Origin of the sequence: Rhodococcus indonesiensis (assembly GCF_047782815.1) — a bacterium.
Taxonomy (GTDB): Bacteria; Actinomycetota; Actinomycetes; order Mycobacteriales; family Mycobacteriaceae; genus Rhodococcus; species Rhodococcus indonesiensis.
The window spans coordinates 978,645-1,005,593 of sequence record NZ_CP180630.1 but is presented as its reverse complement, the minus strand read 5'-3'; the positions used below and the strand labels follow the sequence as shown (position 1 = coordinate 1,005,593).

Genomic DNA, 26,949 nt, shown 5'->3' with positions numbered 1-26,949 from the left:
GAGGGATTCTCAGGCGCCGTAGCGCGACGCGGTGGCGACCGCACGCAGTTCGGCGGACGCCTGGGTCAGGTGTTCGTCGACGGACCGGCGCCCGACGTGGACCACGGCGCGCAACTGGGCCACCGCGAGTCCGGCGACGAGGACGAGCGCCGCGAGCGCGAGTGCCGCCGCCTGTTCGAGCACGCCGATCTCCGGCGGTCCGGTGAGGGCCAGCGCGATCGACAAGGCGGCGAACCCGCCGGCCCGCACGGAGTGGAACCAGCCGATACGCGGCGCCGCATCGCGATCACCGAACGCGAAACAGCCGCAGTCGAGCTCGCGCCGACCCCGGGCGAGGTTCACGGTGAGGCCGACGAAGAAGCCGAGGAACAGCACCGACGCGGCGGCCGCGGCCACGCGGCCGGCGACGCCGAGCACCAGCAGGGCACCTACCGCGATCTCCGTGGCCGGCAGCACCCGCGCGACCACCCGCTCGATCCCGGACGGCAGCAACCGGTAACCGCGGACGACGCGCAGCAGCCCCTCGTGATCGCCTGCCTTCGGCACCCCCGCGAGCAACAACGTCCCGCCGACGAGCGCCGCTACCACCGCCCACATCATGGTCGTCCCCTTCGCAGTCGAATGATCGTGCCGCTCAATCGTGCGCACCGGATGCGTCGCGAACGGGTCGTCGGGGAAACGTCCGGGGGTACCGCGAGTGGAACCGGGCGTCGCGGCGCGCCCCATGCGAACGCTGCAGGTGGGCGTGGTTTCTCGACCTCTCGGAGGACCTGTTCGCCGGGCACCTGGGCCGTGGGGTGGCGCGGGCCACAGCGCTGTCCCGAGCGGATTCCCACTTGCCGTCCACATGTCGTTCGCAGAGGAAACCGTCGCGTAACACCGCGGCGCTACGTTGTCCCTCGCCCGGAGGCGGTTCACCGCCCGGGTGCCGGCACCGCCGGCCGCACGGACGCACAGACGGGACACGACGATCGTGACAACCGCACTCCGGGCCGCGATTGCCCGCTCACGGGATGCCGGAACTCGCCGGGATCCGGTGTACTCACCGCTGCGTGCCCTCGGCCGCCGGCAGCTCACCCCGATCGATCTGCTCGGCCAGTCCCTGTCGACGATCGCGCCGGCCACCGGGATGGTATTCATCGCGCTGTGGATGGTGACCCACCGCCCGGGAGTGGGCGGTCTGCTCGCGATCGCGGGGACCACCGCCGTGGTGGTGTCGGTGGCGCTGTGCATCACGCAGTTCACGCGGCGGCTCGCCGCGGCCGGCTCGCTCTACAGCTTCGTGTTCCAGGGCCTGAGTATCCGCGCGACCCTCACCACGGGCGCGGCCCTGCTGGTGGGCTATCTCGGCATCTCGATCTCGGTGATGTCGCAGGCCGCGCAGAGCCTGCTCCGCATTGCCGACCTGCTCGGTGTGCACGTGTCCGGCGCCGCGCCGTGGTCGGTCACCATCGGTCTCGTGGCGCTCGCCGTCGCGGTGATCACCGTGCGTGGGGTGCGGTTCGCGACGCGCGCGATCCTACTCGTCGAGACGTGTTCGCTCGTGCTCATCGTGGCGCTCATGGTGGGCACCCCGGCCGGTGCGGGCCCGGCCACCACCGAACTGCCGGACGCCCCGCTGAGCATCATGCCGTTCCTCGCGATGCTCACCGTGCTGTCGATGGCCGGCTTCGAGAGCGCCGCGTTCTTCGGTCCGGAGGCCAAGCGGCCGTTGGTGACCGTCACGCGCACCGTGCTGATCTCTCCCGTCGTCGTCGGTGTGCTGTTCGTGTTCTCAGCCTGGGCCGCGTTGTCCGGTCACGCCGCCGTCGTCGTCGGCGCGTACTTCGACGGCACGGCGTCCGGCGCGAGCGTCGGCGTGGTGCTCGCCGTGCAGGCGGGTATGACGTGCTCGTGGCTGGCGTCGACCCTGGGCTGCACGCAGGCCGGTTCGCGGCTGCTGTATTCGATGGGCGTCGAGCGGGTGCTGCCGAGCACCCTCGCCCGCGTCCACGACCGGTTCCGCACCCCGCATGTGGGCGTGCTCGCCTTCACTGCCGCGGGCCTCACCGGCGCATGCCTGTATGCGTCCCTCGCGGAGGCGGATTCGGGGTCGTTCGACGGTGTCGTGGAGATCGGCCTCGTCATCGCCTACACGCTGGTGGCCGTCGCGTCGTTGCGGTTCCTGCACCGCATCGGCGAGCACACCGTGGTGACGCGGGCGGCCGCGGTGTTCGTGTCGGTCCTGGGGGTCGGCCTGCTCGGCTACATCGCCGTCGACGGCACCGCGCACGGCGTGTGGATCGTGCCCGCGGCACTCGCGGCGGTCGCGGTGTCCGGCACGGTGTGGCAGTACGTCCTGCGGTGGGTCCGGCCGGGCAGCCTGGCGACGATCGGGGCGTTCGACTCGGTCGAGACCGGGGACATCCTCCCCGGGGCGGGGACTCTCGTGATCGGTGCGGACGGGCGTCCGCGCATACTTCCGGACGTCCCGCATTCCCGCGACGGGGACCCGGCTTGACGGCGCACATGTCCGTGCACGCGGACGACTCGCACTTCAGCGGGCAGCAGCCGAGCGCGGTGCAGAAGGCACTGGGAATGCTCGAGGCGGTCGCGCAGCTCGGCCCCGGCACGTCCGCGAAGGAGATCGCCAGGTTCGCGGGGGTGCCGCCGACCACCGCGTACCGCATGCTCAACCTGCTCGTGGCCGACGGGTTCCTCGTCCGTGTGCCGGACCTGTCCGGCTTCGCGCTGGGCCGTCGCACCGCGGAACTGGCGCGGGCGGCCGTCGAGACGAGCCCGTCGCCGACGCTGCACGACGCCGTGGAGGAGCTGCGGACCCGCACCCGCTTCGGGGTGCATGTCGCGTCGTTCGCGGCCGGGCGGCTGCGGTTCGTGGACAAGGATCCCGACCACGAGATCGTCGCTGTCGGTGCGCTGGCGAAGAACCTGCATGCCAACGCCCTCGGCAAGCTGATGCTCGCGCACCATCCGCACGTGCGTCCCGATCCGCGGCTGCGGCGCCTGACCGACCACACGATCTGCGACCCCGGTGTTCTCGCCGAGGAACTGCGCGCCGTTGCTGTCGCGGGTTACGCGTACGAGGGTGAGGAGTGCCGGATCGGGCGGGCCGCGCTGGCGGCGCCGATCCGGGACCGGTCGGCGTTCGTCGTCGGCGGCCTCTACCTGCAGGGGTCGGCGTCGCGGGTCACCCCGGACGACGCGGCGCTCGTGCGGTTCCTCGTCGACGGCTCGGCCCGGCTGTCGGGGCTGCTGTGACCGGGTGGACGGGGGTGTCACCGGGTGAGCGTGGGCGGGCATGTCACCGGGTGAGCGTGGGCGGGCATGTCACCGGATGGGCCGCGGCGGGGGCGCATCGCCCGGGGCGAGCTGCGCACCGATCCGCCGGAAGATCGTGTCGGCCTCGTTCGAGTACGCACCGGCGTCGTCGAAGGCCGCCGGCTCGTAGGTGACGGCGACGGCGACGGCGATCTTCTGCGACGGCAGATATGCCTCGACCGCGGCGTACCCACCGAACAGCGGGTTCTGCATCAGCCAGTTGCCGGTGATCACCACCCCGAGTCCGTAGGTGTAGCCCTCGGACTGCGGGAAGCACGTGGGGCAACCGGGAAGCGCGGTGGTCCGGCCGCGCAGGTCGGTCGACACCATCGCCCGGTACGACTCCGGTGAGAGCAGCGTGCCGGTGCCGACGGCGACCGCGGTGTCGTGCAGGTCGTGGATGTCGGTGGTCTGGACGGCCCCGTCAGTGATCGTCCAGGAGGGATTCCAGAACGTGGATTCCTCGTAGAACGGGGTCGTGGCAGGGATCCCGAGCGCCTGCCGGCGTTCCGAGCTGAACGCATGCAGCACCGGTTCCGGGATCGCAGGCGTCTGCGACGGCGTCGTGCCGTCCAGTCCGAGCGGGTCGAGCACCTTCTCCTGCAGCAGTTCCGCCACCGGCCGGCCGGTGATCCGTTCGAGGGCCAGGCCGAGGATCACGTAGTTGGTGTGCGCGTAGTTCCAGTTGGTGCCGGGCTCGTAGAAGAGGGGCTGGGACGTGCCGAAGGCAAGGAGTTCCTCGGGTGTCCAGTTCCGGAACGGGTCCCGGTAGATCGCGTCCGACAGTTCGGGATTCTGCACGTAGTCGGCGTAGCCGGAGGTCATCTGGGCAAGCTGACCGAGGGTGACCCGGTCCGAATGCGGGATGTCGGGCAGCCACGTCGAGACTGTGTCGTCGAGACGGACCTTCCCCTCGTCCACGAGTTGCAGCAGCAGCGTGGCGACGTAGGAGATGGCCACCGCGCCGTTGCGGAAGTGCATGTCGGTCGTCGCCGGCACGCCCGTGGTGGATTCGCCGTAGGCGCGGGTGAGGATCTCCCTGCCGTCGACGGTGACGCGCACGATCGCCGCCTTCAGGTGCGACTCCGCCATGGTGTCGCGCACGATCCGGTCCACGGCCTCGGCCTGCGCGGGATCGGCCGGCGAGGCGGTCCCCGACGCGGCCACGTTGTCCGCCGATCCGGACGGGCCGGGTGCCGCGTCGTCGGTGGCCGTGCAGGCTGTCAGGAGGCCGAGTGCGCACAGCACGGGCAGGATCCGCCGGGTCAGGGGCATACCTGATCTTGGCAGATGCGCTCGACCGGTGTGCTCACTCCGGCCCGGCAAGCGCGGCTCGGCGCAGGTCCCGTTCGGACCGCAGGAGGGCGCTGAGTTCGGCCCGACTGCGCACGCCGGTCTTCGTGTAGATCGCCTTGAGGTGATCGTGGACGGTGTTCGGGGTGATGCCGCGACGGCCCGCGATCTCGGCGGTCGAGTACCCGGCCATCACCTCGAGGCACACGTCCCGTTCCCGGGCGGTGAGGGCATAGGCGGCGAGCAGCAATTCGGCGAGTTCGCCGCCGGTTGCAGGCTCGATCGTGACCACGGTCTGCGGTTCGTCACCGCCGAGCAGCGCGGTGGCACGCAGCAGGATCCACCCGCCGGTGGTGTCGCGGATCCGCGTTCGGAACACACCCGACCTACTCGAACGCGCGCCGAACGCGGCGGCGCGCACCATGACGGCCAGCCGTCCCGGTGCGATCTCGTCGAATCGCTCCTCCCAGTCGCGGGCGGCCGCCGTGAGCGCGAGCGGCTCACCTCCGGCCCCGGTCAGGACCACCGCCGGACCCGGTTCGCCCCGGTTCGAGGGGGCGGTGGCGCACACGGCGGCGCGGGTCGCAACCGCTACCGCCGGCGCCACCTGCGTGAGGAACTCGACCTCCGCATCGGTGAAGTCCACGGCGGACCGAACGAACCCGGCTGCGCCCCAGCACAATTCCCCGATCCGGAAGATCACGCGCAGTTCGTGGTCCACTCCGAGCGGACGCCACACCTCGGCGTGGCGAAGACAGTGGGCAACCTCGTCCGGGGGCAGATCCGATCCCCGGGTCGCCGTGCGGCCGGTGCGGAACAGTTCGGCGAAGGTGCCGGGGTCGTGCCCGCGGTACTCGCTCTCGGCGAGCAGCGGTTCGTACTCCGGCGGAATCCGGTCGGGGCCGCTGGTCATGGAGCCGAGCGTCAGGGACCGGGGATCGATCATCGCCCAGCACGTCAGGTCGCTGCGCACCGTCCGGCCGACGAGTTCGATGGCACGCTCGTGCACCTGGGTCACGTCGGCGCCGGCAGCGGCGAGCGCCACGACCTCCCGGCCCACCTTCTCCGCCCGGATCTCGAGCATGACCCCAGTATGCGCTGACGGCGGGGCTACCACCCATCCCCGTTTCCGGGGATGGGCCACCGTCCGGGCGCTTCCTAACGTGACAGACATGACCGACAACACCGAACTCTGCAGGATGGGCGAGGGCCGTCGTCTCACCCTGCCCGACGCCACCGTCACGGCCCTGTCCACCGGCGCACACGCCGGCGGGGCGTACGAACTCTTCCTCGTCGAGGCGCCGCGCACCGTGCCGGTGCCCATGCACGCCGAACCGTGGGCCAAGTCGTATCACGTTCTGGGGGGCCGGATCCTGGTCCGTTCCGGAACGGACGTCCACGAACTCGCGGGCGGGGACACGATCACGGTCGCGCCGGGAACGATGAACTCCTTCACCGTCCTGACCGACACCGCGACCTTCCTGCTGATCGCGGCCGGGACGTCGATGAGCGGCTTCTTCGGCGCACTCGACGGCCTCGACCCCGCGCAGGCGCCGGACGAGTCCGCCCGCGCTCTCCGAGCGGTCACCGAGAGGTACGGGGTCGCGCTCGCGGCGGAGGGGGGTGCACCATGATCACCCTCGCCCAGATCGCCGCGTCGGCGGCCGCGGCCGTGCACCTGCTCGCGTTCGTGTGGGAGACGCTGCTGTTCCGGCGGCCGTCGGTCCACGAGGACGTGTTCCGCATTCCCTCCGGCGACGTCGCGGCGGTGCGGATGTGGGCGTTCAACGTCGGCTTCTACAACCTGTTTCTCGGCGCCGGCGCGCTGATGGGGGTGGCCCTGTGGCGGGCCGGCGAGGACACGGTCGGACGCGCACTCGTGCTCTACACGTGTTCGTTCATGTTCCTCGCCGGGATCGCCCTGTTCGTCTCGGACCGTCTGGCCATGAGCCGGCCCCGCGGTGCCGGGCTCGTGGGTGCCGCGGCGCAGTGCGCGCCGGCGCTGATCGCGCTGATCGCGCTCGCGACGACCTGATCCGCCTCACGTCCGTGCGGCGACGTACCGCCGCAACGCCGCGTCGCGGTCGGCCGGTGCCCGGCGCGGACAGCTCGTGCACTTGTCGCTGTCGGTCGCGCAATAGATCAGGCAGCAGGAGCTGCGTCGCACGAAACGCCGTCCCGATTCCGGCGAGCCTGGCGCCGCCGTCACGGTCCCGGTCGGCCCCACGTCGACGAAACGCGGTGGCATCAGCGGCGGTACGGACAGCACGGCGGCAAGGGCGCATCCGTCCTCGGCGCGGTGGGCGGCACGCCCGGCGTCGAGAGCGCGATTGGCGATCGAGTCGGACGCGACGGCCCACAGCGCCCGCTCCGAGACACCCGACACCCCCGCCAGCGGCGAGACGATCGCCGACAGCGCCGGCCCGAGAGCACGCGCGAAGGCGTCGGCCCCGGTCAGCAGGTGCGAGGACCGTACCGCGCCGAGGTAGCCGTCCGGCCGCAGCGTGCAGCGCCACCGGGCCGGGTCGGGGTCGGGGGCGCTGCCGGTGGCGAGGAGCATCGCGACGGGTCCGGCCACGAGTGTCGAACTGGCCGAGTACCACCAGAGCGTGCCGGCGACCCGCGGGTCGGGGCAGTTCCATCTGCGCCCGGTGTCGCGGACCCGTTCGGCCAGCCAGTGCGGATCGGTCGTGACCGCGCCCCGGACGACGACGGACCCGAGGTCGACAGTATGCGCGAAGTCGCCGAGCAGGGACCGGGCCGCGGCATAGGCACGCGCCACGGCGTCGGGGTGGCTGTCAGGCATCGGCCGGCCCCCGGACGTCGAGGGTGCGCCGGCCGTCGCGGTCCACACCCACCTGGGCGCGGACACCGAAGACCTCCGCGAGCAGTGCGGGTCGCAGCACGTCCTCCGGAGTTCCTTCGGCGACCACCGACCCGTGGTCCAGCACCGCCATGCGGTCGCAGTATTCGGTCGCCAGCCGCAGGTCGTGCAGCGTCACCAGGACGGCGAGCCCGTCCGAGGCGAGGCTGCGCAGTAGCTCCAGCACGGCCAGCTGGTGACGCAGGTCCAGGTGATTGGTCGGCTCGTCGAGCAGCAGCACCCGGGGTTGCTGGGCCAGGGCCCGGGCGATGGAGACACGTTGGCGCTCTCCCCCGGACAGGGCGAGCACGTCGCGGTCGGCGAGGTGCAGCAGCCCGAGCCGGCCGAGCACGTCCTCGACGACCGCCCGGTCGTCGTCGCCGAACGGCTCGAGCCAGCCGCGTCGGGCGGTGCGTCCCAGCCGCACCGATTCGCGGACGGTCGTCCCGCCGAGCGCGACCGGTTCCTGGACGCCGACCCCGACGAGACGGGCGAGGGAGCGGCGCTTGATGTCGGTGACGTCCCGGTCGTCGACGGTGATCGCGCCGGCCCCGACCGGCACCGCGCGGTAACAGGCACGCAGCAGGGTCGTCTTGCCGCTGCCGTTGGGTCCGACGAGGGCGAGTACCCGGCCCGCCGCCACGTCGAGGTCCACCCCGTCGAGAACGATGCGTTCGCCCAGCCGGGCACGGACCCCGGTGGCGCGCAGGCGGATCACAGGGCCCGCCCGTAACTGCGCCACAGCATGACGAGGAAGGCGGGTGCCCCGAGCAGGCCGGTGACGACCCCCACCGGTAGTTCGGTCGAGCTGCTGACCGAGCGGGCGACGACGTCGGCCAGGACCAGCGCGAGTGCTCCGGCCACCGCCGCCACGGGGATCGACCGGACGCTGTTGCGGCCGACGAGGTGACCGGCGACGTGCGGGATCAGCAGTCCGATGAAGCCGACGGTCCCCGAGACCGCCACTGCCGCGGCGGTGAGCAGCGAGACCGCGAGCAGGATCAGGATGCGGAACCGCCGCACGTCCAGTCCCAGCGCGGTCGCCCCGTCGTCGCCGACGAGCAGCAGGTTCAGCTGGCGGCCGCACAGCAGGACGCCGCCGCCGACGACGAGCAGGACCAGTGCGGGCACGGTCAGCATCGACCAGGTCGCATCCCCGAATCCTCCTGCCAGCCAACGCATCACGGTGCCAAGCTGATGGTCGTCGCCGAGGACCAGCAGGGTGAAGGTGGTCGCCGCGGAGAACACCATCGACATCGCCACGCCGACGAGGACGATCGCGGTGACGGCGTGGGCGCGCACACTGACCGCGACCGCACCGGCCAGCGGGACCAGGGCTCCCAGGAAGGCCGCGAACGGCAGGGTGAAAACACCGAGTGCGCCGCCACCGACACCCAGGACCGTCACCAGCACCACCCCGAACCCGGCACCGGAGGACACGCCCAGCAGATAGGGATCTGCGAGCGGATTGCGGGTCACCGCCTGCGCCACCACGCCGGCGATCGCGAGCGCGGCACCGACGACGGCGGCCGTCAACGCTCGGGGCAGGCGGGAGTCGACGACGATCGCTTCCCGCGCCGCGGTCCACCACGGCGTGAAGGTTCCCGGTGCGAGGCGGTGCACGACGATCGCCCACACGTCGCCGAAGGGGATGTTCACCGTGCCCAGCGACACGGCGCCCGCCAGCGCCAGCACGAGCGCGGCGAGCAGCGGCGGCAGGATCAGCCACAGTGAACGATGTGGCGCGCCCCCGGCACTCTCCCGGACCGCCGGGGCCGGCGCGTGCGGCGACGAGGGGCCGGTCAGGGTGCCGGCGGAGGTCATTGCGCGTCCGGGAACGCGGCCGGGTGCAGTCCGCGGGCGATCGTCGCGACCGAGTCGACCATGCGCGAACTCTCGAAGAAGTCGTCGAGCGGCACGACGACGAAACGGTCGTTACGCACGGCGGGCGTGGTGGCCACGATCGGCTGGTTCTTCAGATAGGCGATCTTGTCCTGAGCGCTGGTCGCGCCGTAGTCGAGTACGACGATCGCCTCGGGCGCACGCTCACCGACGATCTCCCAGCCGGTGGTGAAGTACGGCTTCGGGCCTTCGGCGGTGATGTTGTCGGCGCCGGCGTAGTCGGCGATGAGGTTGCCGATGCCCACGCCACCGACCGAGAGCGGCTCGGCTTCGCCGGAGTCGTAGAAGAAGGTGCGCACGGGTGCGACGCCGGCCTGCTCCAGCCGGGCACGTACCGCGTCGAGTTCGGCGGTGATCGACTCGGTCAGTTCCGCGGCCTGCTCCTCGGCACCGAGCAGAGCGCCGAGCTGGGCGAAGTCGTTCTCCAGCAAGGCGATATCGGAGAACCCGGCACCGCAGTACTCGGAGAACAGGAACGTGTGGATACCCGCCTGCTCGAGCGTGTCCCGACCCCGGCCGGTCTTGTCGTCGAATGCGCTGCGCATCCCGCCGACGACCAGGTCCGGTTCGAGGTCGCGGATCTGCTCGTACGTCGGGTACTCGGCGGCCAGCGACGGGATCGCCCGGAACTGCTCGGCCGTCTCGGGGAGCGGGTCGTCCTTCTCGCCGTACCCCATGCCGACGATGCGGTCCCCCACACCCATCTGGATCAGGGTTTCGGTGACGTGGTCGTTCATCGACACGATCCGCTGCGGAGGCGCGTCGTAGGTGGCGGTGCGACCGCAATTGGTGATCGAGACCGGTTCGTCGAAGGCCGCGGCGGACGGGCCGGCGCCGGTGTCGGTGTCGGCACCACGCGAACAGCCTGTCAGGGCCGCGGTGGCGACGGTGAGGACGGCGAGAGCCGCCGCGGCATCGCGGGCGGGACGGCGGAAGTCGACGGGCATGGGACCTCGTGCTCTGCTCAGGTGGCACGAGGCAGACTCCGGCACGGCAGCGGCCCCGGACAGAGGTCACCGACTACCCTGCTGGACTCCATCTCGTAGACCACGACGAAATACCGGAGTCGCGCACGTCCATGCAGGCGATCGGGCTCACCGTCGGGTGGACGGTCTACCGTTGCGGGTCAGCGCCGGACTCGGACCGGACTTTCCCTGCATGGGCGTCAGCAACGCTGCGGTCATTATGCATGTCGAGGATCGGCACGGATCGCAGGGCCGGTCCCGAATGCCCGGGTCCCCGGGACGGCGTCCGAGGCGCCGTCCTCTCGTCCGAGCCGGGTGCTCGAAATTCACCCCCGGTTTCACCCCGTTCGCGGGCCCTCACTCCGGCACCGCGGCAGGCTCCGATGCGTTGCACACGAGGGAGGCTGTCGGACAGGCCGCACTCTCGTGCAGCCGGAGCCGTCGCTCCCGGCCCCTCCTCGGAGGGGATCGCGCCGGAACGTCGAGTGGGGATGCGGACCGGCGGCCGGTCACCGCGCAGGGGGCGGTGGCCGGCGTCCGGGCGCGTGCAGGCCTGCTCCACGAAACCCAGAGTTCAAAATGCGGCCATCTGCCGGAGACCCACCGCCGCGACACTGGACGCACAAAGTGTCAACGACGGACGGGGAGACACTGATGTCCGAGAACTTCGCCCACCGAACCGATCCTCTCTTCGCTCTGCCGCCCGCGACGGCGCCCCACCCGATACGCCTCGACGACCCGGCCCCGGCCCGCACGATGCCCGGCCTGCGTCCGCGGCTGGGTAGCGTGCTCGGCACCGTGGTCTCCGCGGGGGCCGTCGCCACCATGGTCACCGGCTTCGTCGCGGTCGGTACCGCCGCCACCGTCTCCGGTCTGATCTCGGCGGTGCGGCTCGGTCCCTGAGCGTTCCGGGGAACTTCCTCAGTTGCCGAACTGCACGCTGTCGACGACGACGTCGGACCCGAACAGTTCGCGGGCACGGGCGAGGGCCGCGTGACGCACCTCCGGCTCCGACAGCCTGATGGGCAACGCCAGGGTCAGCAGCGCCGAACGACTGCCGGACCTGGGCTGGGTCCTGACCCGGCACACCCAGTCCACCGTTCCACCCTCCCGGCGCGACGCCAGCTCGGTACGCGCGACGTCGCGGGCCGAACACGGCAGGGCCGGATCGGTTGTGCGTTCGAGCTCGGCCACGAGGTCCTCGAGACGATCGGTGCGCCACTGACGCAGTCCGGCTACGCGCGTTTCGACGTTCATCTCGGCACCCTTCGACGCCGGACGACCGTCGGTTGCGGTCTCGGGACCACACGGATCCGAGGTCTGCGGCGTCAGCGAAAACTGACTTCTACCGAGACCATCGCGGTGGGAGCCGCCCGCGTTTCACGAGCCCGGCAGCAGACTCCGCAGCGCCGGCAGCAGTTCCCGTTCGGCCCACCGGATGAACGGTTCCTGCCGGTCACCGCCGATCTGGACGAGGGCGACCTCGGTGAACCCCGCCTCGACGAACGGCCGGACCTTGTCGACGTACTCGTCGATGTCGTCGCCGCACGGCAGTTGCGCCCCGACCTGTTCGGGCGTCACGAACTGGGTCGCGGCCGCGAACGAGGACGGTGCGGGCAGATCCGGGTTGACCTTCCAGCCGAGGCCGAACCATCGGAACTGCTCGTGTGCCCGCTGCACAGCCGCGTCCCGGTCGGTGTCGTAGGAGACGGCGATCTGCCCGACTCGTGGTTTGCCCGCTCCCCCCGCTTCGTCGAACATCCGGGTCAGGTCCGGCTCGGGTTCGGTGGCGACCATGAGGTCGGCCTTCTCCCCGGCGAGGGAGCACGACCGCGGACCGGAGACGGCGATCCCGATCGGCACCCTGTCCTCGGGCAGGTCGTACAGGTGAGCGGACTCGACGTCGAAGTAGTCGCCGCGGAAGTTCACGTTCCCCCCGTCGAACAGTGCCGAGATGATCTCCACGGCCTCGGCCAGCATCTCGTGCCGGGTGCCGACGGCGGGCCAGCCCTTGCCGACGACGTGCTCGTTGAGGTTCTCCCCCGCACCCAGTCCGAGGCGGAAGCGGCCCCCGGACAGGATCTGCATCGTCGCTGCCTTCTGCGCCACCACCGCCGGGTGGTAGCGCAGGATCGGGCAGGTCACGTAGGTCATCAGCGGGATCCGCTCGGTGGCCTGCGCCGCGGCGCCGAGGACGGACCACGCGTATCCGGAATGTCCCTGTTCCTCCAGCCACGGGTTGTAGTGGTCGCTGATCACCGAGAAATCGAAGCCGGCCTGCTCCGCCATCTGCACGTCGCGGACGAGGTGGTCGGGCCGGGACTGCTCGCAGAGCATGGTGTAGCCGAAGTCGGTCACTGTTCGTTTCCTCCCGTGGTCGGTGTCGGGCGCCGCGCCGAGGCCGGCGATCCACCGGATACCCAGCGGCCGTCTCGGTACACGACAGTCGGGGAGGAGCTACCGGGATACCGGCTGCGCATCTCGGTAGGCACGCCCGTCCCGTTGCGGCGGCCCGGCCGGGTCGCCGCAACGGGACGTCGCTCCGGGGTCAGACGAGGCAGACCACGAACAGGGGCACTCCGACGACCGGAACGAAGATCAACGGAACACAGACGACACCGAGCGGACCCAGCACCGCCGGCTGCACGAACTCGGCGACGGGGGCGGGTGCGGTGGGCACGGCCGGTGCCGCGGTCGCGGCTCCGGTACCGAGGGCGATCATGGGGGCCATGGCGGTCGCTGCTACTGCCGCACGAAACGTATTCCTGCTCATCATGTTTCTCCTTGCGCCTCGTGCCGCGACCGGTGTGCGCCGACGGCACGGAGATGGATCGGCTGTGTATCAGAATTGCCGACGAACTCGGCGGCGGCGACGGGGAAAACCCTGCATCCCGGCGACATGTCGCCACGTCCCGACGTCTCGGTGCCGGACCCCCGCTCCGCTCGATGCCACCTCGTTCGAGCCCCCTGCACACCTCCCCAGCGACGCCGAGCTCGGTGAGCGTCGTCCGGTACAGCTCCCGCGCCTCGTCGCCCGACGCGGTCTCACTCCGGCTTCACGGCCGCTGTCCCGATCCGGGATCGGATCGAACAGCGGTGTCCTGCACGGTTCCTTCTCTACTGAGGCGTTGCGGGGCTTCCGATGGAGTTCGTGATTGCTGACCTGGGACGCGGGGTAATCAGGGGTATATGCCCGCGCGCACCGACGCGTCCTACGCCCACATGCTCCGACGTCCGAGGCAGTGCGCGGCGACGACACACAGCAAGTGGGTTCGATCATGAAAATCGCGAAAACCAAAACCAGAGTCGAGGTTGCCGCTGCGGTCGGCGCCGGATACCTGCTGGGACGCACGCGCCAGTTGAAGTTGGCCGTGAAGATCGCCCGAGCGGGCGGGCGGTCCCCCAGTGGGCCTCAGGATCTGCTCGCAGAAGGAGCCGAGTTCCTCGCCTCGTCACCGGAGATCACGAAACTCGGCGACTCGGTTCGGGACGAGCTACTCGACACGGCGGCCGCCACGGTCGAGGCCACCGGCGAGCACGTCGGTTCGCTCCGCGACCGCCTCCGGTCGCGCGGCGCGAACGTCGTCGCCGGCGGCGGGCACCTGGCCGCGGGGGTGAAGAGGATCGGCCGTCGCGGGCATACTCACCCGCAGCACACTGCGGACTCCACTGTCGGCGAGGAACCGGAGCACGGAAAAGACGAGGACGAGGAAACGCCGCACCACACGAACAAGAGCGAGGACGAGAAACGACCACAGCCGTCCAGGGGCCGGGCACGTTTTGCGGCGGATCACGCCCACGCGCTGGACGATGCGTAACCAGCCACCGCCGGCCGAAACCACGCCGAAGGTGGTCGGGACTGATGGGAACAGGTGACATCCGAACTGTGGTGCCGTCAGGTACTGCCGGGCGCAAGGCCGGCCGCCCCACCTCGGAACCGCAACGACGCGCCGACAGCGGCGAGCGCGGGCCGCCTGACGCCGGAACCTGGGTGCAGGCGGGAGGGCACCTGGCGCGGCGGACCGGATCCGGGCCGGTCTCACACGCGTGCCGGCAGGGAGCCGAGGCCGCTGACGAACGCCGACAACAGCAGTTCGGGCTCGCCGACCGCGCGGATCCCTGGGTGGGCGGAGAGCAGTTCCTCGAGCATCACCCGCAACTCGGTGCGGGCGAGATGGGCACCGAGGCAGTGGTGGATGTCCTTGGCGCCGAACCCGAGATGTCTGCCGGCGTTCGGGCGGGTGATGTCGAACCGGTCCGGGTCCGTGAACACGGTGGCATCGTGGTTGGCGGACAGGTACCACATCACCACCTTCTCCCCCGCCCGGATGCGGGCGCCGCCGAGTTCGGTGTCGACGGTGGCGGTGCGGCGCATGTACGGCACCGGGGAGGCGTACCGGATCACCTCGTCGATCGCGCCGTCGATGCGGGTGGCGAATTCGGTGCGTAGCAGCCGCAGCTGGTCGGGGTGCGTGCTGAGCAGGTGCAGCGCCCATGCCAGCGCTTGCCGGGTGGTGTCGAAACCGGCGGTGAGCAGCAAGATGACGAACGAGCCGAACTCGGACGGGGTCAGGGACCGTCCGTCGACGACGGTGGTCATCAACGTCGAGGTCAGGTCCTTACCCGGCTCGGTCCTGCGCCTCTCCCCCAGATCCAGGGCGTATCCGTAGATCTGGGCCAGTCCCAGTGCACCCCCGGGCGCGGTCGCGAAGTCCTCCCCGCCCCCGAGGATCACCTCGCCCGCCAGGTCGACGATCCGCGGCCGATCCGGGTCGGGGATGCCGAGCAATTCGCAGATCACCTGCACCGGCAACCGGCCGGCGACTCGGTCGACGAAGTCGAACACCTCCCCCCGCGGCAGATCGGCGGCGATCCGGCGGGCATGCCCGCGGATACGGTCGGTGATCGAGCGGACCGAGGCCGCGGTGAACGCCGATTGCACGATCGAGCGCAGGCTCCGGTGGCGGGGATCGTCCATCGCGATCATCGACATCGCGAACTCGCGGATCTCGGCTGGGACGTCGTCGATGGTGAAACCTTGTGCCGAGGAGAACAGCTCCGGGGTACGGCTCACCGCGACCACGTCGTCGTAGCCGACCACCGACCAGAAACCCGGACCCGTGACTTCGGCGTGGAACTCGATCGCCGGCCGGGCACGCAGCGCCTCGAACAACGACAACCGCCCGGCGAAACTCCGGTCCCAGAAGGCACGAGTTCCCGGCGACATCATCTCGGACACCGACATGGGCCCCTCACTTCATGTCACAGCGCTCCCCGTTACCGCAGTGACCCTACTGCGCGCCTACCCCTCAGCCGGGCATCACGCCCGGTATCAGGGCCCACGTATCAGGGCCTACGTATCAGGGGACGCGAACGAGCGTGCCGCGGACCTCCCCGCCCCGTACCGACGGGTCTCGTTTCGGTGGAGCCGGGCGTCCGGTGCTTCCATTTCGGTTGAGAAGAGGGGTTCCGGCCCCGGCCCGGGGCTACGGTGAATCTGTGCTGCTCGGGCGGGGACCGGAATGCGCACGCATCGATCGGCTGCTTGCCGCCCTCCGGCAGGGAGCGGGTGGTGCGCTGGTCCTGAGCGGCGAAGCGGGCATCGGCAAGACCGCTCTCCTCGACTACGCCCGCGATCATTCCGGCGGACTCCGGGTGCCGGCGGTCTCGGGCGCGGAGGCCGAAACGTCCTTCCCCCTCGCGGCACTCGAACGGCTGCTGACGGTGATGCCGGCCCACGCGGCGCCGGCACCCCGGGCGCTGCGCGGCTCCGCCGAGCGTGAGATCCCCGACCCGGAGGACCGCTTCGCGGTGGGCGCCGAGTTCTTGCGGACGCTGACGGCAGCCGCCTGCAGCACGCCGCTGCTGGTGCTCGTCGACGATGCGCAGTGGCTGGACCGGCCGACTCTGGACGCCGTCGTCTTCGTCGCTCGGCGGCTGCGCACCGAGCGGATCGGGATACTTGTCGCCACCCGCGAACCGCGGGGTCCGGCCGGCCTCGAGACGTCGGTGGTGCGAGGACTCGACGACGTCGCGGCCGGGCAGCTGCTGGCCGCGGTCCTGGGGCGGCGGCTCCCGGACGACGTGGTGTCGGCGGCGGCCGCGCAGGTGGGCGGCAACCCGTCGGCACTCGTGGAACTGGCCGGCACTCTTTCGGCCGACGAACTCGCCGGAACCCGGCCACTGCGCCTCCCGGTCCGCGCCGGAACCGCCGCGACCGGCATCTTCGGCACCCGTATCGCCGCGCTGGACGGTGCGACGCGCCACGCCCTCCAGGTCGCGGCCGTGGCCGCCGACGACGGGTTGCCGGTGGTGTCCGCCGTCCTGACCGACCTGGGGATCGACCGTCGTGCCCTGGCGGCACTCGAGGACGCCGGGCTGGCCTCGTTCGGGGGCGGCCGGTTGTCCTTTCCCCATCCGCTGATCCGGAGCGCCGCGGTCTGCGATCTGTCCCCGACACGACGGCGAGCGCTGCACCGCGCGGTGGCCGACCGGCTCACCGATCCGGCTCGGCAGGATCGTCGTGCGTGGCACCTGACCGAGGCCACCCTCGCCCCGGACGAGGACACCGCCCGGGAACTCGAACAGTCCGCGCGGCTGACGTCGGAACGCCGCGGATGCGCAGCCGTCGCGGTCGTCATGGAACAGGCCGCCGCGTTCTCCGCCGACGAGCCGGGCACGGCCCGGCGCCTGTGCGCCGCAGCCGACGCGGCCCGGCGCGCGGGTCGCAGCACGACGGCGCTGCGACTGCTGGACCGATCCGAGGATCACACCACCGATCCGGAGCTGCGTGCCGTGGGCGCGAGCATCCGTGGACGGGTCGAACTGCACACGGGCGCAGCGTGTGTCGCACGCCGACTATGGGAGACGAGTGCCGCCGACCTCGGTCCGGCGCGCGGTGCGCACCTGCTGGCCCTGGCGGCGGAGGGAGCGCTCGTCTGCGGCGAGCCGGAAGGGGCGCTGCGGCTCGCCCGCCGGGCGATCCGAGCCGCGCCACCCCGGGACACGGACACGGCACTGCTCGGCACGTTCGTGATCGGCAGCGCGCTGTCGATGTCCGGCAACACCTCCGACGGGGTGCGCTGGCTGCAGGATGCCGAGGCGCTGGCGCGGTCGGGTGCCGACGCCGACGTCGAATGGGTTCTGCTGGCGGAGCTGGGCGCCGTGGCCTGGCACGGGGAGGACGGCGACCCGCGGCGGGTGCTCGAGCCGCTGGTGCACCGGCTCCGAGCCGAAGGCGCCTGGGGTCAGTTGCCCCTGGCCCTGTACGTCACGGCGCTGACCGACAGTCGCCTCGGACGTCTGCACTCCGGTCGTCGCGCGGCCACCGAGGCCGTCGAACTGGCCGCCCGAACGGGTGAGCTGCTCGTGCTGTGCGCGGCCCTCGGATGCCTGGCGGAACTCGAGGCGCAGCTCGGTGACGAACAGGCCTGCCGGACGCACGCCGCCCAGTCGTTGCGGATCCGCGAGCGGATCGGCCCGGGCGAGATGCACCGCGACGCCCTGGATGCGCTCGGGCTGCTGGAACTGAGCCTGAATCGGCCCGACCGCGCCCTCTCTCTTCTGCAGGAGGCGAACCGTCGGCCCTTTGGCGGCGCGGACGACCTCCTTCTCACCCGGGCGTCGTCCGCCGACCTGATCGAAGCGTACGTCCGGACGGGACGAGAGATCCCGGACGCGGTCCGCGAACAGCTGCGCCTGCTCCCGGACCTCGGACTGCCCGACGCGCTCGGGGCTCTCGTCTGCCGGGCGCGGGCCCTGATCGGCGACGACGCGGAATGCAATGCGTGGTTCACCCGGGCCCTGCACCTGCACGCACGCTCACCCTCCCCGTTCGACACCGCCCGGACCGCCCTGTGCTTCGGCGAGCGGTTGCGCCGCGCCGGGCGTCGGCGCGATGCACGCGAACACCTGGAGGCGGCATTCGTCGCGTTCCGGCACATCGGTGCCCGTACGTGGGCCGCGCAGGCCGCGACGGAACTCGGCGCCGTCGGCCGGCCGGTCGACGGGTCCGCACCCGCTGCCGGGCACCGGCTCACCCCGCAGGAACTGCAGGTGGCCCGGCTCGCCGCGCACGGCGGCACCAACCGGGAGATCGCCGAGGAGCTCTTCCTCAGCGTCAAGACCATCGAAATGCATCTGGGACGGCTGTACCGAAAACTCGGTGTCCGCTCCCGCACCCAGCTGGCGAACTACCTGCACGACAACGTCCTCGCCTGAGCACGCCCCCGTTCCCCCGATGAGTTCGTCCGGCCCGCGGAGTCTCAACTCTCGCAGCACGAATTCGACGATCACCTTGCCCCACCGACTGAAAGGGAACCGACTGTGAACCTGCAATCCGGGGTAGCGCCGACGTACGGCGGCTTGGCCGACCTGCTCGCCTCCGTCCCCGCGGAGACCTGGGACGCACCCTCGCTCTGCGAGAAGTGGCAGGTTCGCCACGTGGTCGCCCACGTGACCATGCCGGCACGGCTCACACCCGGGCAGTTCGGAGCCGAGATGGCGGCGGCGGGCGGCGACTTCACCGTGCTGTCGGACACCGTGGCCGCCCGCGACGCCGTCCTGCCGGTCTCCGAGCACCTGGCCCAACTCCGGTCACCGCTGCTGCACTCGTGGCAGCCGCCGGGCGGCGGGGCGGCCGGTGCACTCAGCCACGCAGTGATCCACTCCCTCGACGTCACGGTCGCGCTCGATCGGCCGACGGTGGCGCCGACCGAGGCCGTGGTAGCCGTCCTCGACCAGCTCACCGCCGCGAACGGCGCGCTGTTCGGTGTCGACCTGACCGAGGTCCGGCTCGAAGCCGACAACACCGACTGGGCCTGGGGCAGTGGCGAGGTGGTGCGGGCCGACAGCGGACGCCTGGTGGCGCTGCTGAGCGGCCGAACCCTGCCCGACGGCCGCACCTTACGTCGTGGCTGAACGACCGGCCGACGCGACAGCACCCTCGCCACCGCCTGGTGTGACGGAGCAACGGCACCGGATCGGATGCCGGGTTCGACCCCGTCCGGTCCGCGGGGCGGGCACACTCACTGCATGGACCGTTCGGCCACCCGACGACGAACGACGCCGACCGGACGGGGATCGCCGCATCGCAGGCGTCTTCGGCCCGGGGCTCACCGATGACCGAAGCGTCACCCACGCCGGAGGGCCGTCATCCCGGATTCGACGACCTCGATATCGGCGATCTCGCTCGCCGGACCGGCGTCAAGTGGGCACGCGCCGTCCGCGCCGGCGCCCTCCCGGCCTGGGTGGCCGACATGGACTTCCCGATCGCCCCCGTGATCGGGAACGCGCTGTGCGACGCGGCCCGGTCGGGCGAACTCGGCTACCCCGACTGGGCCGGCGGCACCCCGCTCCGCGCGGAGTTCGCCCGGCGGATGCAGTCCCGGTACGGATGGACCGTCGACCCCGCCGACGTACGGGAGCAGACCGATCTCATCCAGGCACTGCAGTTGATCCTGCACCTGCACACCGAGCGTGGCGACGGCGTCGTCATCCAGACCCCGAACTACCCGCCTTTCCTGGCCACGATCGCGACAATGGGCCGCAGGACCGTCGAATTCCCGTTCGTCGACACCCAGGAGGGGTGGCGGCTCGACTTCGACACGCTCAGGGCCTCGCTCGTCGCCGAGCGCCCGAAAGTGCTCGTCCTGGTCGACCCTCACAACCCGACCGGACGCGTCCACACCCGTCCCGAACTCACCCGCATCGCCGAACTTGCCGCCGAGTTCGACCTGCTCGTGGTCAGCGACGAGATCCATGCGGAGCTGATCTACGCGCCCCACCGGCATATCCCGTTCGCGTCGATCGGTCCGGACGCGGGGACTCGAACGATCACCCTCACCTCGGCCGGCAAGGCATTCAACATCGCCGGACTGCGCTGTGCCGTCGCGCACTACGGGTCGAAGCAACTGCTCGCCGTGCGGGACCGAGAACCGCCCGACCTGTACGGCACCGTCTCGACCCCTGCGGTGCTCGGCACCCTGGCCGCATGGCGACACGGCCAGGACTGGCAGGACACCCTGCTCCGGGTGCTCGACCGCAACCGCCGGCGGGTCGACGCCGCGCTGCGCGAGCACCTGCCGGAAGCCCGCCACCATCGGCCGGAGGGCACCTACCTCACCTGGGTCGATGTCTCGGCTGCGGCCGTCGACGATCCGGTCCGCCGGATCCGGGACCTCGGCCGGGTGCTGGTCGACGGCGGCAGACCCTTCGGACCTTCGGCAGAAGCGTTCGTGCGCATCAACTTCGCCACGTCGGCGGCCGTCCTCGAGCACATCCTCGACGGCATCTCGGCAGCGATGCACGGGCGGCGAGCCGACTCACCGCTGACCGGCCTCCTCGGCACCTGAGCAGTCGTGTGGCACCTCCCGTTCGAGTTCGTCGAGCCAGATGCGCGCGGACGCGTCCGAGGGCGCGCGCCAGTCCCCGCGCGGTGAGAGCGAGCCACCGGCAGCAACTTTCGGTCCGTTCGGCATCGCGGACCGTTTGAACTGACTGAAGGCGAAGAACCGCTGGACGAACACGCCGAGCCACCGCCGGATCTCGGGCAGGTCGTACGCGCGGCGGGCATGCGCGGGATGGCCGGACGGCCAGTCCCCGGCACCGGTCTCGTGCCAGGCCTGCCACGCCAGATAGGCGATCTTCGACGGCCGGAACCCGAAACGCAGCACCTGGAACAGGAAGAAGTCGTGCAGGTCGTACGGACCGATCGTGACCTGGGTGCTCTGCGGTGTCTCCCCCTCCCCGACCGGGACCAGTTCGGGACTGATCTCGGTGCCCAGGACGGCCTCGAGAACGGCGCCGACCGCATTGCCGGCCGGCTCGCCGTCGTCGAACTGTCCGGAGGAGACGACCCAGCGGATCAGATGCTGGACGAGGGTCTTCGGCACCCCGGCGTTGACGTTGTAGTGCGACATCTGGTCCCCGACGCCGTACGTCGACCAGCCCAGCGCGATCTCCGACAGGTCCCCCGTCCCGAGCACCAGTCCACCGCGCTGGTTCGCGGCCCGGAACAGATAGTCGGTGCGCAGCCCGGCCTGGATGTTCTCGAACGTGATGTCGTAGACCTGCTCCCCGCGCGCGAACGGGTGCCCCAGGTCCTCGAGCATCACGTGTGCGGCACGGGTGATGTCGATTTCCTCGAGCGTCACCCCGAGCGCGTGGCACAGCCTGCGCGCGTTCTCCCGGGTCCGGTCGCTCGTCGCGAACCCCGGGAGGGTGAAGGCGAGCACATCCTCGCGCGGACGGCCGAGCCGGTCCATCGCCTTGACAGCGACGATGAGCGCGTGCGTGGAATCGAGTCCGCCGGACACGCCGATCACGACCTTCGGGCCGCCGGACTTCGGACCACTCAACGCGCGCAGGCGCTGCTCGAGCCCCGCGACCTGGATGTTGTAGGCCTCGTAGCAATCGTGCTCGAGGCGAGCCGGATCGGACGGCACGAAGGGGTAGCGCTCGACCCGGCGTCGCAGCCCGATGTCGGTGAGTGGAGGCGCGAGGGTGAACGCGATGCGGCGGAACGCGTCGAGCCGGTCCGCGTGGCGACGCCGGTTGTCGTCGAAGGTGCCCATGCGGGTGCGCTCGTTGCGCAGCAGTTCGAGATCGACGTCGGCCACCGCGTGCCGTTCGGCGCGCGGGAACCGCTCGGTCTCGGCGAGCAGCATCCCGTTCTCGTACACCATTGCCTGCCCGTCCCAGGACAGGTCGGTGGTGGACTCCCCCGCTCCCGCCGCGCAGTACACGTAGGCGGCCAGGCAGCGCGACGACGCCGAACGAGCCAGCAGATGCCGGTCCTCGGCGCGGCCGACGGTGATCGGGCTGCCCGACAGGTTCGCCAGCACCGTGGCGCCGGCCAGGGCGGCCTCCGCGCCGGGTGGGATCGGAACCCACATGTCCTCGCAGATCTCCACGTGCAGCACCAGACCGGGAACATCGGTGGCTTCGAACAGCAGGTCGGGACCGAAGGGGACCTCGTGACCGGCGATCCGGACCGTGCCGCGCACGTCGTCGCCCGGCGCGATCTGCCGGCGCTCGTAGAACTCCCGATACGTCGGCAGATACGACTTGGGGGCGACCCCCAGGATCCGCCCGCGGTGCACGACCGCCGCCACGTTGTAGATCCGGTGCCGGTGCCGCAACGGCAGGCCCACCAGCAGGACGGGCAGCAGGCCCGCCGACCCGGCGACGATCTCCGCCAGTGCCCGCTCGGCCGCCTCCAGCACCGTGTCCTGCATCGACAGGTCCTCGACCGAGTACCCGGTCAGGGTCAGTTCGGGAAACACGGCGAGCCCGACCCCGTCGTCGTGGCAGACCCGGGCGGCCCGAAGCACCGTCGCCGCGTTCGCCGCCGGGTCGACGATCGCCGTCGGCGTCGCGCAGGCCGCGACCCGCAGGAAGCCGTGGCGGTAGCTGGACCGGAACTCGGCTCCCGCCTCGGTGTCGGGGACGTCCCGAGTGCCGGCTTCCTCGGTCATCGCACAGCCTCCTTCTCCGTCGCTCGCGTCCGCGGCGCCCGGATCGCGTGATCGAATCCTAGGGACCCAGGCGCTCGGCGCCACTTGGGAACGTGCAGCGGTCCGGATCCGGACTTTCGCGGCATCATCGCGGCGTTTCGGGGAACACTTGAAGTACGACGGGATACGTCCGCGCGGCCCAGGGGGTGGTGATGGCCTACCGGCACGAGGAATTCGTCGCTGCACTGTCGAAGTTCGCGCAGCGCCTGCTGACCCCGTACGAGGTCGACGCCGCCCTCGACGCAGTCGTGCGCAAGGTGACCTCCGTGCTCGAACTGACGGGGGCCGGAGTGACTCTGCACGTCGACGGCCGGCTCCGGTTCGTCACCGCCGCCGGCGACCGGATCGAGGCGATGGAACGGTGCCAGGAGCGATTCGACGCCGGACCGTGCGCCCACGCGTTCAACCACGGCGAGACCGTCGCCGTCGCCGATGTCCGCGGCCGCGACGACCTGTGGCCGGAATTCGCCGCCGAGGCACGGCTGCTCGGGATCGCCGCCGTCGCCGGCGTCCCGATGCAACTCGGCGAGGTCAAGGTCGGTGCCCTGGACCTCTACTGCCGCCAACCCCGGGAATGGGCCGACGACGAACTCGCCGCCGCGCAGGTGTTCGCCGACATGGCCACCGGTTACATCGTCAACTCCGACAAGCTGCGCCAGCAGGAACAGCTCTCGGCGCAACTGCAGACCGCGCTCGACACCCGCGTCGTCGTCGAGCAGGCCAAGGGCATCACCGCGCAGGCCCGCGGCGTCACCCCGGCCGCGGCGTTCGAACTGATCCGCTCCTACGCGCGCCGCCATCAGGCGCCGGTGCGCGCCGTCGCCCAGGCGATCGTCGAGGTCGGTCTGCGCATCTGAGCGCGTCAGATCTCCGCACCGATCTCCCGCACGAGAGCAACCAGTTTCCGGTGGTGCGAGCCCGCCCAGTAGATCCGGCCGCACTCCGTGCAGCGGGAGAAGTCGTCGTAGAAGCGGCGAGTGAGCGGCTCTAGCTGCTCGAGCACCTCCTCCTTGGGCACCGCGACGAGTCTGCCGTTGCAGCGCAGGCACCGGGTGAACGGAGCGAACCGTGCCCCGAGATCGAGTCGGCGCACGACCTCGACGATCTGCTCGAGCGGACGGTCGGCGTGCACGAACAACCCGTGGGTGATCTCCCGGCGCTCGAGCAGTCCACGGTCGCGGGTCAGCAGGATCCGCTGATGGGCACTCCCGATCCGCGCCAGTTCCGCATCGTCCATGTCGGACGTCCAGAGCACGTCGAACCCGAGCAACCGGAGCAGGCGTGCCAGGCGACCCAGGTTCACGTCGACCACGAAGCGGGGGTCACGCAGCGGAACCGGGCGCAGCCGGGTGATCGGTTCGATGTCGAGCGCTTCGAACAGCGGATAGACCGCGATGCGGGCACCCGGCCGCGGGCGGTACGCGAAGTCCACCGGCTCCCCGTCGACCACGATCAGGTCGATCTCGGTGTGGGGTATGCCCATCGCCTCGACGACGTCCTTGACCGTCTGGTGGCTCCGGAACGGTCGCCGCACCGCGACGCCCCGTGACTCGGGCGCAACGAAGTCGTTCAACTCGGCGTACGCCCGGACCTCGACATGGCCGGTCATCGAACGATGGTCGCGCGGAGCGTGGATCGGCACAACCTCCCGGAGCCCGACTATCCGGCACGCGCCTCCGGCGGCAGCGTGTGCCGGCGGAAGTCGATCGACATCGAGCAGGTTGAATACACTGACCGGATATCGGTTCACGGCGCTGCCGGACAGAGAACCGAAGGGTGGTCGGGATCGCCCGCCCTTCGGCGGGGTGATCGTGCGCTGCCGACCGCCCGGGCTCGCGACCGGCTCGGGGCCTGGCAGCACGCCACCGACTCGGGATCGTCGACGATCACCACAGCAGGAGCACCCGATGATCACCGGACCGCACCGGATCGCTCCCGGCGTCCACCTGCTCCGGGCCGGGCGGACTGCCGTCGCCCCCAACGTCTACCTGCTCGGGTCGGGAACGCCGTGGGTACTGGTGGACGCGGCCTGGGCCGGCAGCGCCGAGGCCGTCACCGCGGCAGCAGAGTCGTTGTTCGGCCGGGGCACGAAACCGGCGGCGATCGTGCTGACCCACATCCACCCGGACCACTGCGGGGCGGCCGGAGCGCTGGCCCGGACCTGGCGAGCGCCGGTGTATGTGCACCCCGCGGAGCTGCCGATGGCTGCAGGCCGCTACCGGCAGGAGTATCCGATGCCGCTGGACCGGTGGCTGGTGGCCCCACTGATGCGACTGCTGCCCCGGCGGACTCGGGCGCGGATCGAGCAGGCAGGCGACATCACCGACGTCGTGCGCCCGCTGGAGCCGGGGGGCGTGGTGCCGGGACTGCCGGACTGGCAATGGGTTCATACCCCCGGGCACACCCCTGGGCACGTGGCCTACCTGCGGCGCAGCGACGGCGTGCTGATCACCGGGGACGCCGCGGCGACCGTGGACCTGAACTCGGTCACCGGGGTGCTGACCGGCCGGCAGCGGCCGGCCGGGCCACCCCGGTACACCACCTGGAACTGGCCGGCGGCCGTGCGGTCCGTCGCTGCCCTGGCGGCACTGGAGCCGCGGATACTCGCCCCCGGGCACGGGCTGCCGCTGACCACCGGGACGACCGGGGCGCTGCACCACCTGGCCCGGCAGCTCGACCGCCCCCGGGCCGGCCGGTTGCGCAGGCTCCGGACCGCCGTGGCCGCGCCCCGCTACGGCGGAGCGGGCCGGTATCGGCCCCCACCGCCGCTGTACGCGCGGCTGCAGTGGCTCGGCCACGCGCTGACCCGGCTGCGACTCAGTCCGCGGAGTGTCGTGACGCTCGAGGTCCCCGGCCGCCGCTCCGGTGTCGTGCGTCGGACCAACCTGGTGCTGCTGGACCACGACGGCGAGCAGTACCTGCTGTCGCTGGCCGGGCAGTCCCAATGGGCCCGCAACGTGCGGGCTGCCGGCGGGCGCGCGGTGCTGGCTCGCGGTCGCCGACGCCGGGCGGTCACCCTGGCCGAGATACCGGTCCCCGCCCGTGCCGACATCGTCCGCGCCTATCTACTGCGGGGCGGGCGGCAGCCCGGCCACCGGAAGATCGCTCGGGAGGCGGACATGTACTTCGGCCTGACCGGTGAACCCACCCCGGCGGAGCTCGCGGCCGTGGCCCCGCGCTACCCGGTTTTCCGCGTCACCGATACCGCCCCCCACCAGCCGTGATATCGGTCACTTCCTGTCGCCCACCGCGTCTGCGCGTCGACGGCAATTCCGTCGCCCAACTGGGGGTTTCTCCGGGTCGATCGGGTCGATAGATGCAGGCTATCAATGGAATGGGCTCGACCGATTGGCCTTATCTATCGAAACTCGTTAGTGTTCGAAAGGTCAGATTCCCCATCGACCGAACAGAGGTTCAACGTGGCCCTGATCAACAAGCAGATCAAGCCCTTCTCCGCGACCGCCTACCAGGAGGGTGGTTTCATCTCCGTCTCCGACGAGGACATCAAGGGCAAGTGGGCGATCTTCTTCTTCTACCCGGCCGACTTCACCTTCGTCTGCCCGACGGAGCTCGGTGACCTCGCCGACCACTACGAGGAGCTGCAGAAGCTCGGCGTCGAGGTCTTCTCGGTCTCCACCGACACTCACTTCACGCACAAGGCGTGGCACGACTCCTCCGAGACCATCGGCAAGATCAAGTACGCCATGATCGGCGACCCGACCCTGCAGATCAGCACCGACTTCGAGGTGCTGCGTGAGAACGAGGGCCTGGCCGACCGCGGCACCTTCCTCGTCGATCCCGACGGCATCGTCCAGTTCATGGAGGTCACCGCCGAGGGCATCGGCCGCAACGCCGCCGAGCTCGTCCGCAAGGTCAAGGCCGCCCAGTACGTGCGGTCGCACCCGGGCGAGGTCTGCCCGGCGAAGTGGGAAGAGGGCGCCGAGACCCTCGCCCCGTCGCTGGACCTCGTCGGCAAGATCTGACACCTCCGGATCCGACATTCCTGCGGCGCGGGGCCCGGCCCACATCGGGCCCCGCGCTCCCGGAGCGCCGAACCACCCGGCGCCGTGCCGCCTTCCGATCACCGCTTCCC

At 71.0% G+C, this 26,949-nt stretch carries 25 protein-coding genes and 1 riboswitch; of the genes, 12 read left to right on the top strand and 13 right to left on the bottom strand.

Going from position 1 to position 26,949, the window contains the following annotated elements; all coding sequences use genetic code 11:
* Positions 1–9: 9 nt before the first annotated feature.
* The gene (locus tag ACM26Y_RS04690) at positions 10–600 is read right to left on the bottom strand and encodes a MauE/DoxX family redox-associated membrane protein (protein WP_416062779.1); all 591 of its coding nucleotides are present in this window, start codon (positions 598–600) and stop codon (positions 10–12) included.
* A 436-nt stretch (positions 601–1,036) separates the two neighbouring features.
* On the opposite strand from ACM26Y_RS04690, the gene ACM26Y_RS04685 reads away from it, so the two are divergent.
* On the top strand, positions 1,037–2,500 hold the full coding sequence (locus ACM26Y_RS04685; protein WP_416063615.1) for an APC family permease: 1,464 nt from the start codon (positions 1,037–1,039) through the stop codon (positions 2,498–2,500).
* Between the two features lie 8 nt (positions 2,501–2,508).
* Complete coding sequence (locus ACM26Y_RS04680; RefSeq protein WP_416063614.1) at positions 2,509–3,258, top strand: IclR family transcriptional regulator; 750 nt, start codon at positions 2,509–2,511, stop codon at positions 3,256–3,258.
* Between the two features lie 69 nt (positions 3,259–3,327).
* On the opposite strand, the gene ACM26Y_RS04675 is transcribed toward ACM26Y_RS04680, so the two are convergent.
* The gene (locus ACM26Y_RS04675; protein WP_416062778.1) at positions 3,328–4,593 is read right to left on the bottom strand and encodes a serine hydrolase domain-containing protein; all 1,266 of its coding nucleotides are present in this window, start codon (positions 4,591–4,593) and stop codon (positions 3,328–3,330) included.
* Between the two features lie 34 nt (positions 4,594–4,627).
* Complete coding sequence (locus ACM26Y_RS04670; RefSeq protein WP_416062777.1) at positions 4,628–5,695, bottom strand: helix-turn-helix transcriptional regulator; 1,068 nt, start codon at positions 5,693–5,695, stop codon at positions 4,628–4,630.
* Positions 5,696–5,783: 88 nt separating this feature from the next.
* On the opposite strand from ACM26Y_RS04670, the gene ACM26Y_RS04665 reads away from it, so the two are divergent.
* Positions 5,784–6,245, top strand: a complete 462-nt coding sequence (locus ACM26Y_RS04665) for a hypothetical protein (protein WP_003936710.1) — start codon at positions 5,784–5,786, stop codon at positions 6,243–6,245.
* A complete protein-coding gene (locus ACM26Y_RS04660; protein WP_054371071.1) occupies positions 6,242–6,646 on the top strand; it encodes a DUF1304 domain-containing protein in 405 nt (134 codons plus the stop codon). Before ACM26Y_RS04665 ends, ACM26Y_RS04660 begins: the two co-directional genes overlap by 4 nt.
* 6 nt (positions 6,647–6,652) lie before the next feature.
* Here ACM26Y_RS04660 and ACM26Y_RS04655 read toward each other — a convergent pair whose 3' ends face one another.
* From ACM26Y_RS04655 to ACM26Y_RS04640, 4 genes are read right to left on the bottom strand one after another with little or no spacing between them, the layout of a single operon-like run.
* The gene (locus ACM26Y_RS04655; protein ID WP_416062776.1) at positions 6,653–7,483 is read right to left on the bottom strand and encodes a hypothetical protein; all 831 of its coding nucleotides are present in this window, start codon (positions 7,481–7,483) and stop codon (positions 6,653–6,655) included.
* Positions 7,410–8,192: an ABC transporter ATP-binding protein gene (locus ACM26Y_RS04650; RefSeq protein ID WP_416062775.1), complete on the bottom strand. Its 783-nt coding sequence runs from the start codon at positions 8,190–8,192 to the stop codon at positions 7,410–7,412. Before ACM26Y_RS04650 ends, ACM26Y_RS04655 begins: the two co-directional genes overlap by 74 nt.
* Entirely contained in the window at positions 8,189–9,298 is a 1,110-nt protein-coding gene (locus ACM26Y_RS04645) for a FecCD family ABC transporter permease (RefSeq protein ID WP_416062774.1), read from the bottom strand. Before ACM26Y_RS04645 ends, ACM26Y_RS04650 begins: the two co-directional genes overlap by 4 nt.
* Positions 9,295–10,323: an ABC transporter substrate-binding protein gene (locus ACM26Y_RS04640; protein ID WP_416062773.1), complete on the bottom strand. Its 1,029-nt coding sequence runs from the start codon at positions 10,321–10,323 to the stop codon at positions 9,295–9,297. The genes ACM26Y_RS04645 and ACM26Y_RS04640 overlap by 4 nt, the downstream gene beginning before the upstream one ends.
* Before the next feature lie 118 nt (positions 10,324–10,441).
* Positions 10,442–10,561, bottom strand: a riboswitch (cobalamin riboswitch).
* Positions 10,562–10,995: 434 nt separating this feature from the next.
* Here ACM26Y_RS04640 and ACM26Y_RS04635 point away from each other — a divergent pair.
* Positions 10,996–11,244 carry a hypothetical protein gene (locus ACM26Y_RS04635; protein WP_289380684.1) on the top strand — a complete coding sequence of 83 codons (249 nt, stop codon included), beginning with the start codon at positions 10,996–10,998 and terminating at the stop codon, positions 11,242–11,244.
* An 18-nt stretch (positions 11,245–11,262) separates the two neighbouring features.
* On the opposite strand, the gene ACM26Y_RS04630 is transcribed toward ACM26Y_RS04635, so the two are convergent.
* The 3 genes from ACM26Y_RS04630 to ACM26Y_RS04620 form a co-directional block, all read right to left on the bottom strand.
* Positions 11,263–11,598: a hypothetical protein gene (locus tag ACM26Y_RS04630; RefSeq protein WP_003936717.1), complete on the bottom strand. Its 336-nt coding sequence runs from the start codon at positions 11,596–11,598 to the stop codon at positions 11,263–11,265.
* Positions 11,599–11,721: 123 nt separating this feature from the next.
* Positions 11,722–12,699 (bottom strand): LLM class F420-dependent oxidoreductase, encoded by a 978-nt coding sequence (locus ACM26Y_RS04625; RefSeq protein ID WP_003936718.1) that lies wholly within the window; start codon positions 12,697–12,699, stop codon positions 11,722–11,724.
* A 190-nt stretch (positions 12,700–12,889) separates the two neighbouring features.
* On the bottom strand, positions 12,890–13,117 hold the full coding sequence (locus tag ACM26Y_RS04620; RefSeq protein ID WP_152975314.1) for a hypothetical protein: 228 nt from the start codon (positions 13,115–13,117) through the stop codon (positions 12,890–12,892).
* 466 nt (positions 13,118–13,583) lie between these two features.
* On the opposite strand from ACM26Y_RS04620, the gene ACM26Y_RS04615 reads away from it, so the two are divergent.
* Positions 13,584–14,159: a hypothetical protein gene (locus tag ACM26Y_RS04615; RefSeq protein ID WP_416062772.1), complete on the top strand. Its 576-nt coding sequence runs from the start codon at positions 13,584–13,586 to the stop codon at positions 14,157–14,159.
* A gap of 221 nt (positions 14,160–14,380) precedes the next feature.
* On the opposite strand, the gene ACM26Y_RS04610 is transcribed toward ACM26Y_RS04615, so the two are convergent.
* Positions 14,381–15,586, bottom strand: a complete 1,206-nt coding sequence (locus tag ACM26Y_RS04610) for a cytochrome P450 (protein WP_416062771.1) — start codon at positions 15,584–15,586, stop codon at positions 14,381–14,383.
* A gap of 254 nt (positions 15,587–15,840) precedes the next feature.
* Here ACM26Y_RS04610 and ACM26Y_RS04605 point away from each other — a divergent pair, with 254 nt between their 5' ends.
* The 3 genes from ACM26Y_RS04605 to ACM26Y_RS04595 all read left to right on the top strand — a co-directional run bounded on the left by ACM26Y_RS04605 (position 15,841) and on the right by ACM26Y_RS04595 (position 20,693).
* Positions 15,841–18,561: a LuxR C-terminal-related transcriptional regulator gene (locus tag ACM26Y_RS04605; protein WP_416062770.1), complete on the top strand. Its 2,721-nt coding sequence runs from the start codon at positions 15,841–15,843 to the stop codon at positions 18,559–18,561.
* A 105-nt stretch (positions 18,562–18,666) separates the two neighbouring features.
* Entirely contained in the window at positions 18,667–19,260 is a 594-nt protein-coding gene (locus ACM26Y_RS04600) for a maleylpyruvate isomerase family mycothiol-dependent enzyme (RefSeq protein WP_416062769.1), read from the top strand.
* A gap of 200 nt (positions 19,261–19,460) precedes the next feature.
* Complete coding sequence (locus ACM26Y_RS04595; RefSeq protein WP_416062768.1) at positions 19,461–20,693, top strand: MalY/PatB family protein; 1,233 nt, start codon at positions 19,461–19,463, stop codon at positions 20,691–20,693.
* Here ACM26Y_RS04595 and ACM26Y_RS04590 read toward each other — a convergent pair.
* Entirely contained in the window at positions 20,664–22,817 is a 2,154-nt protein-coding gene (locus ACM26Y_RS04590; RefSeq protein WP_416062767.1) for an NAD(+) synthase, read from the bottom strand. The two genes, ACM26Y_RS04595 and ACM26Y_RS04590, sit on opposite strands and share 30 nt — an antisense overlap.
* Positions 22,818–23,008: 191 nt before the next feature.
* Between ACM26Y_RS04590 and ACM26Y_RS04585 the strand changes: the two genes are divergently transcribed.
* Positions 23,009–23,713 (top strand): ANTAR domain-containing protein, encoded by a 705-nt coding sequence (locus ACM26Y_RS04585; protein WP_416062766.1) that lies wholly within the window; start codon positions 23,009–23,011, stop codon positions 23,711–23,713.
* A 5-nt stretch (positions 23,714–23,718) separates the two neighbouring features.
* On the opposite strand, the gene ACM26Y_RS04580 is transcribed toward ACM26Y_RS04585, so the two are convergent.
* Positions 23,719–24,465, bottom strand: a complete 747-nt coding sequence (locus ACM26Y_RS04580; RefSeq protein ID WP_416062765.1) for a Mut7-C RNAse domain-containing protein — start codon at positions 24,463–24,465, stop codon at positions 23,719–23,721.
* A 298-nt stretch (positions 24,466–24,763) separates the two neighbouring features.
* Here ACM26Y_RS04580 and ACM26Y_RS04575 point away from each other — a divergent pair, with 298 nt between their 5' ends.
* Positions 24,764–26,080 (top strand): nitroreductase/quinone reductase family protein, encoded by a 1,317-nt coding sequence (locus ACM26Y_RS04575; protein ID WP_416062764.1) that lies wholly within the window; start codon positions 24,764–24,766, stop codon positions 26,078–26,080.
* Between the two features lie 195 nt (positions 26,081–26,275).
* Positions 26,276–26,839 (top strand): alkyl hydroperoxide reductase subunit C, encoded by a 564-nt coding sequence (gene ahpC, locus ACM26Y_RS04570; protein ID WP_003936729.1) that lies wholly within the window; start codon positions 26,276–26,278, stop codon positions 26,837–26,839.
* Positions 26,840–26,949: the final 110 nt, after the last annotated feature.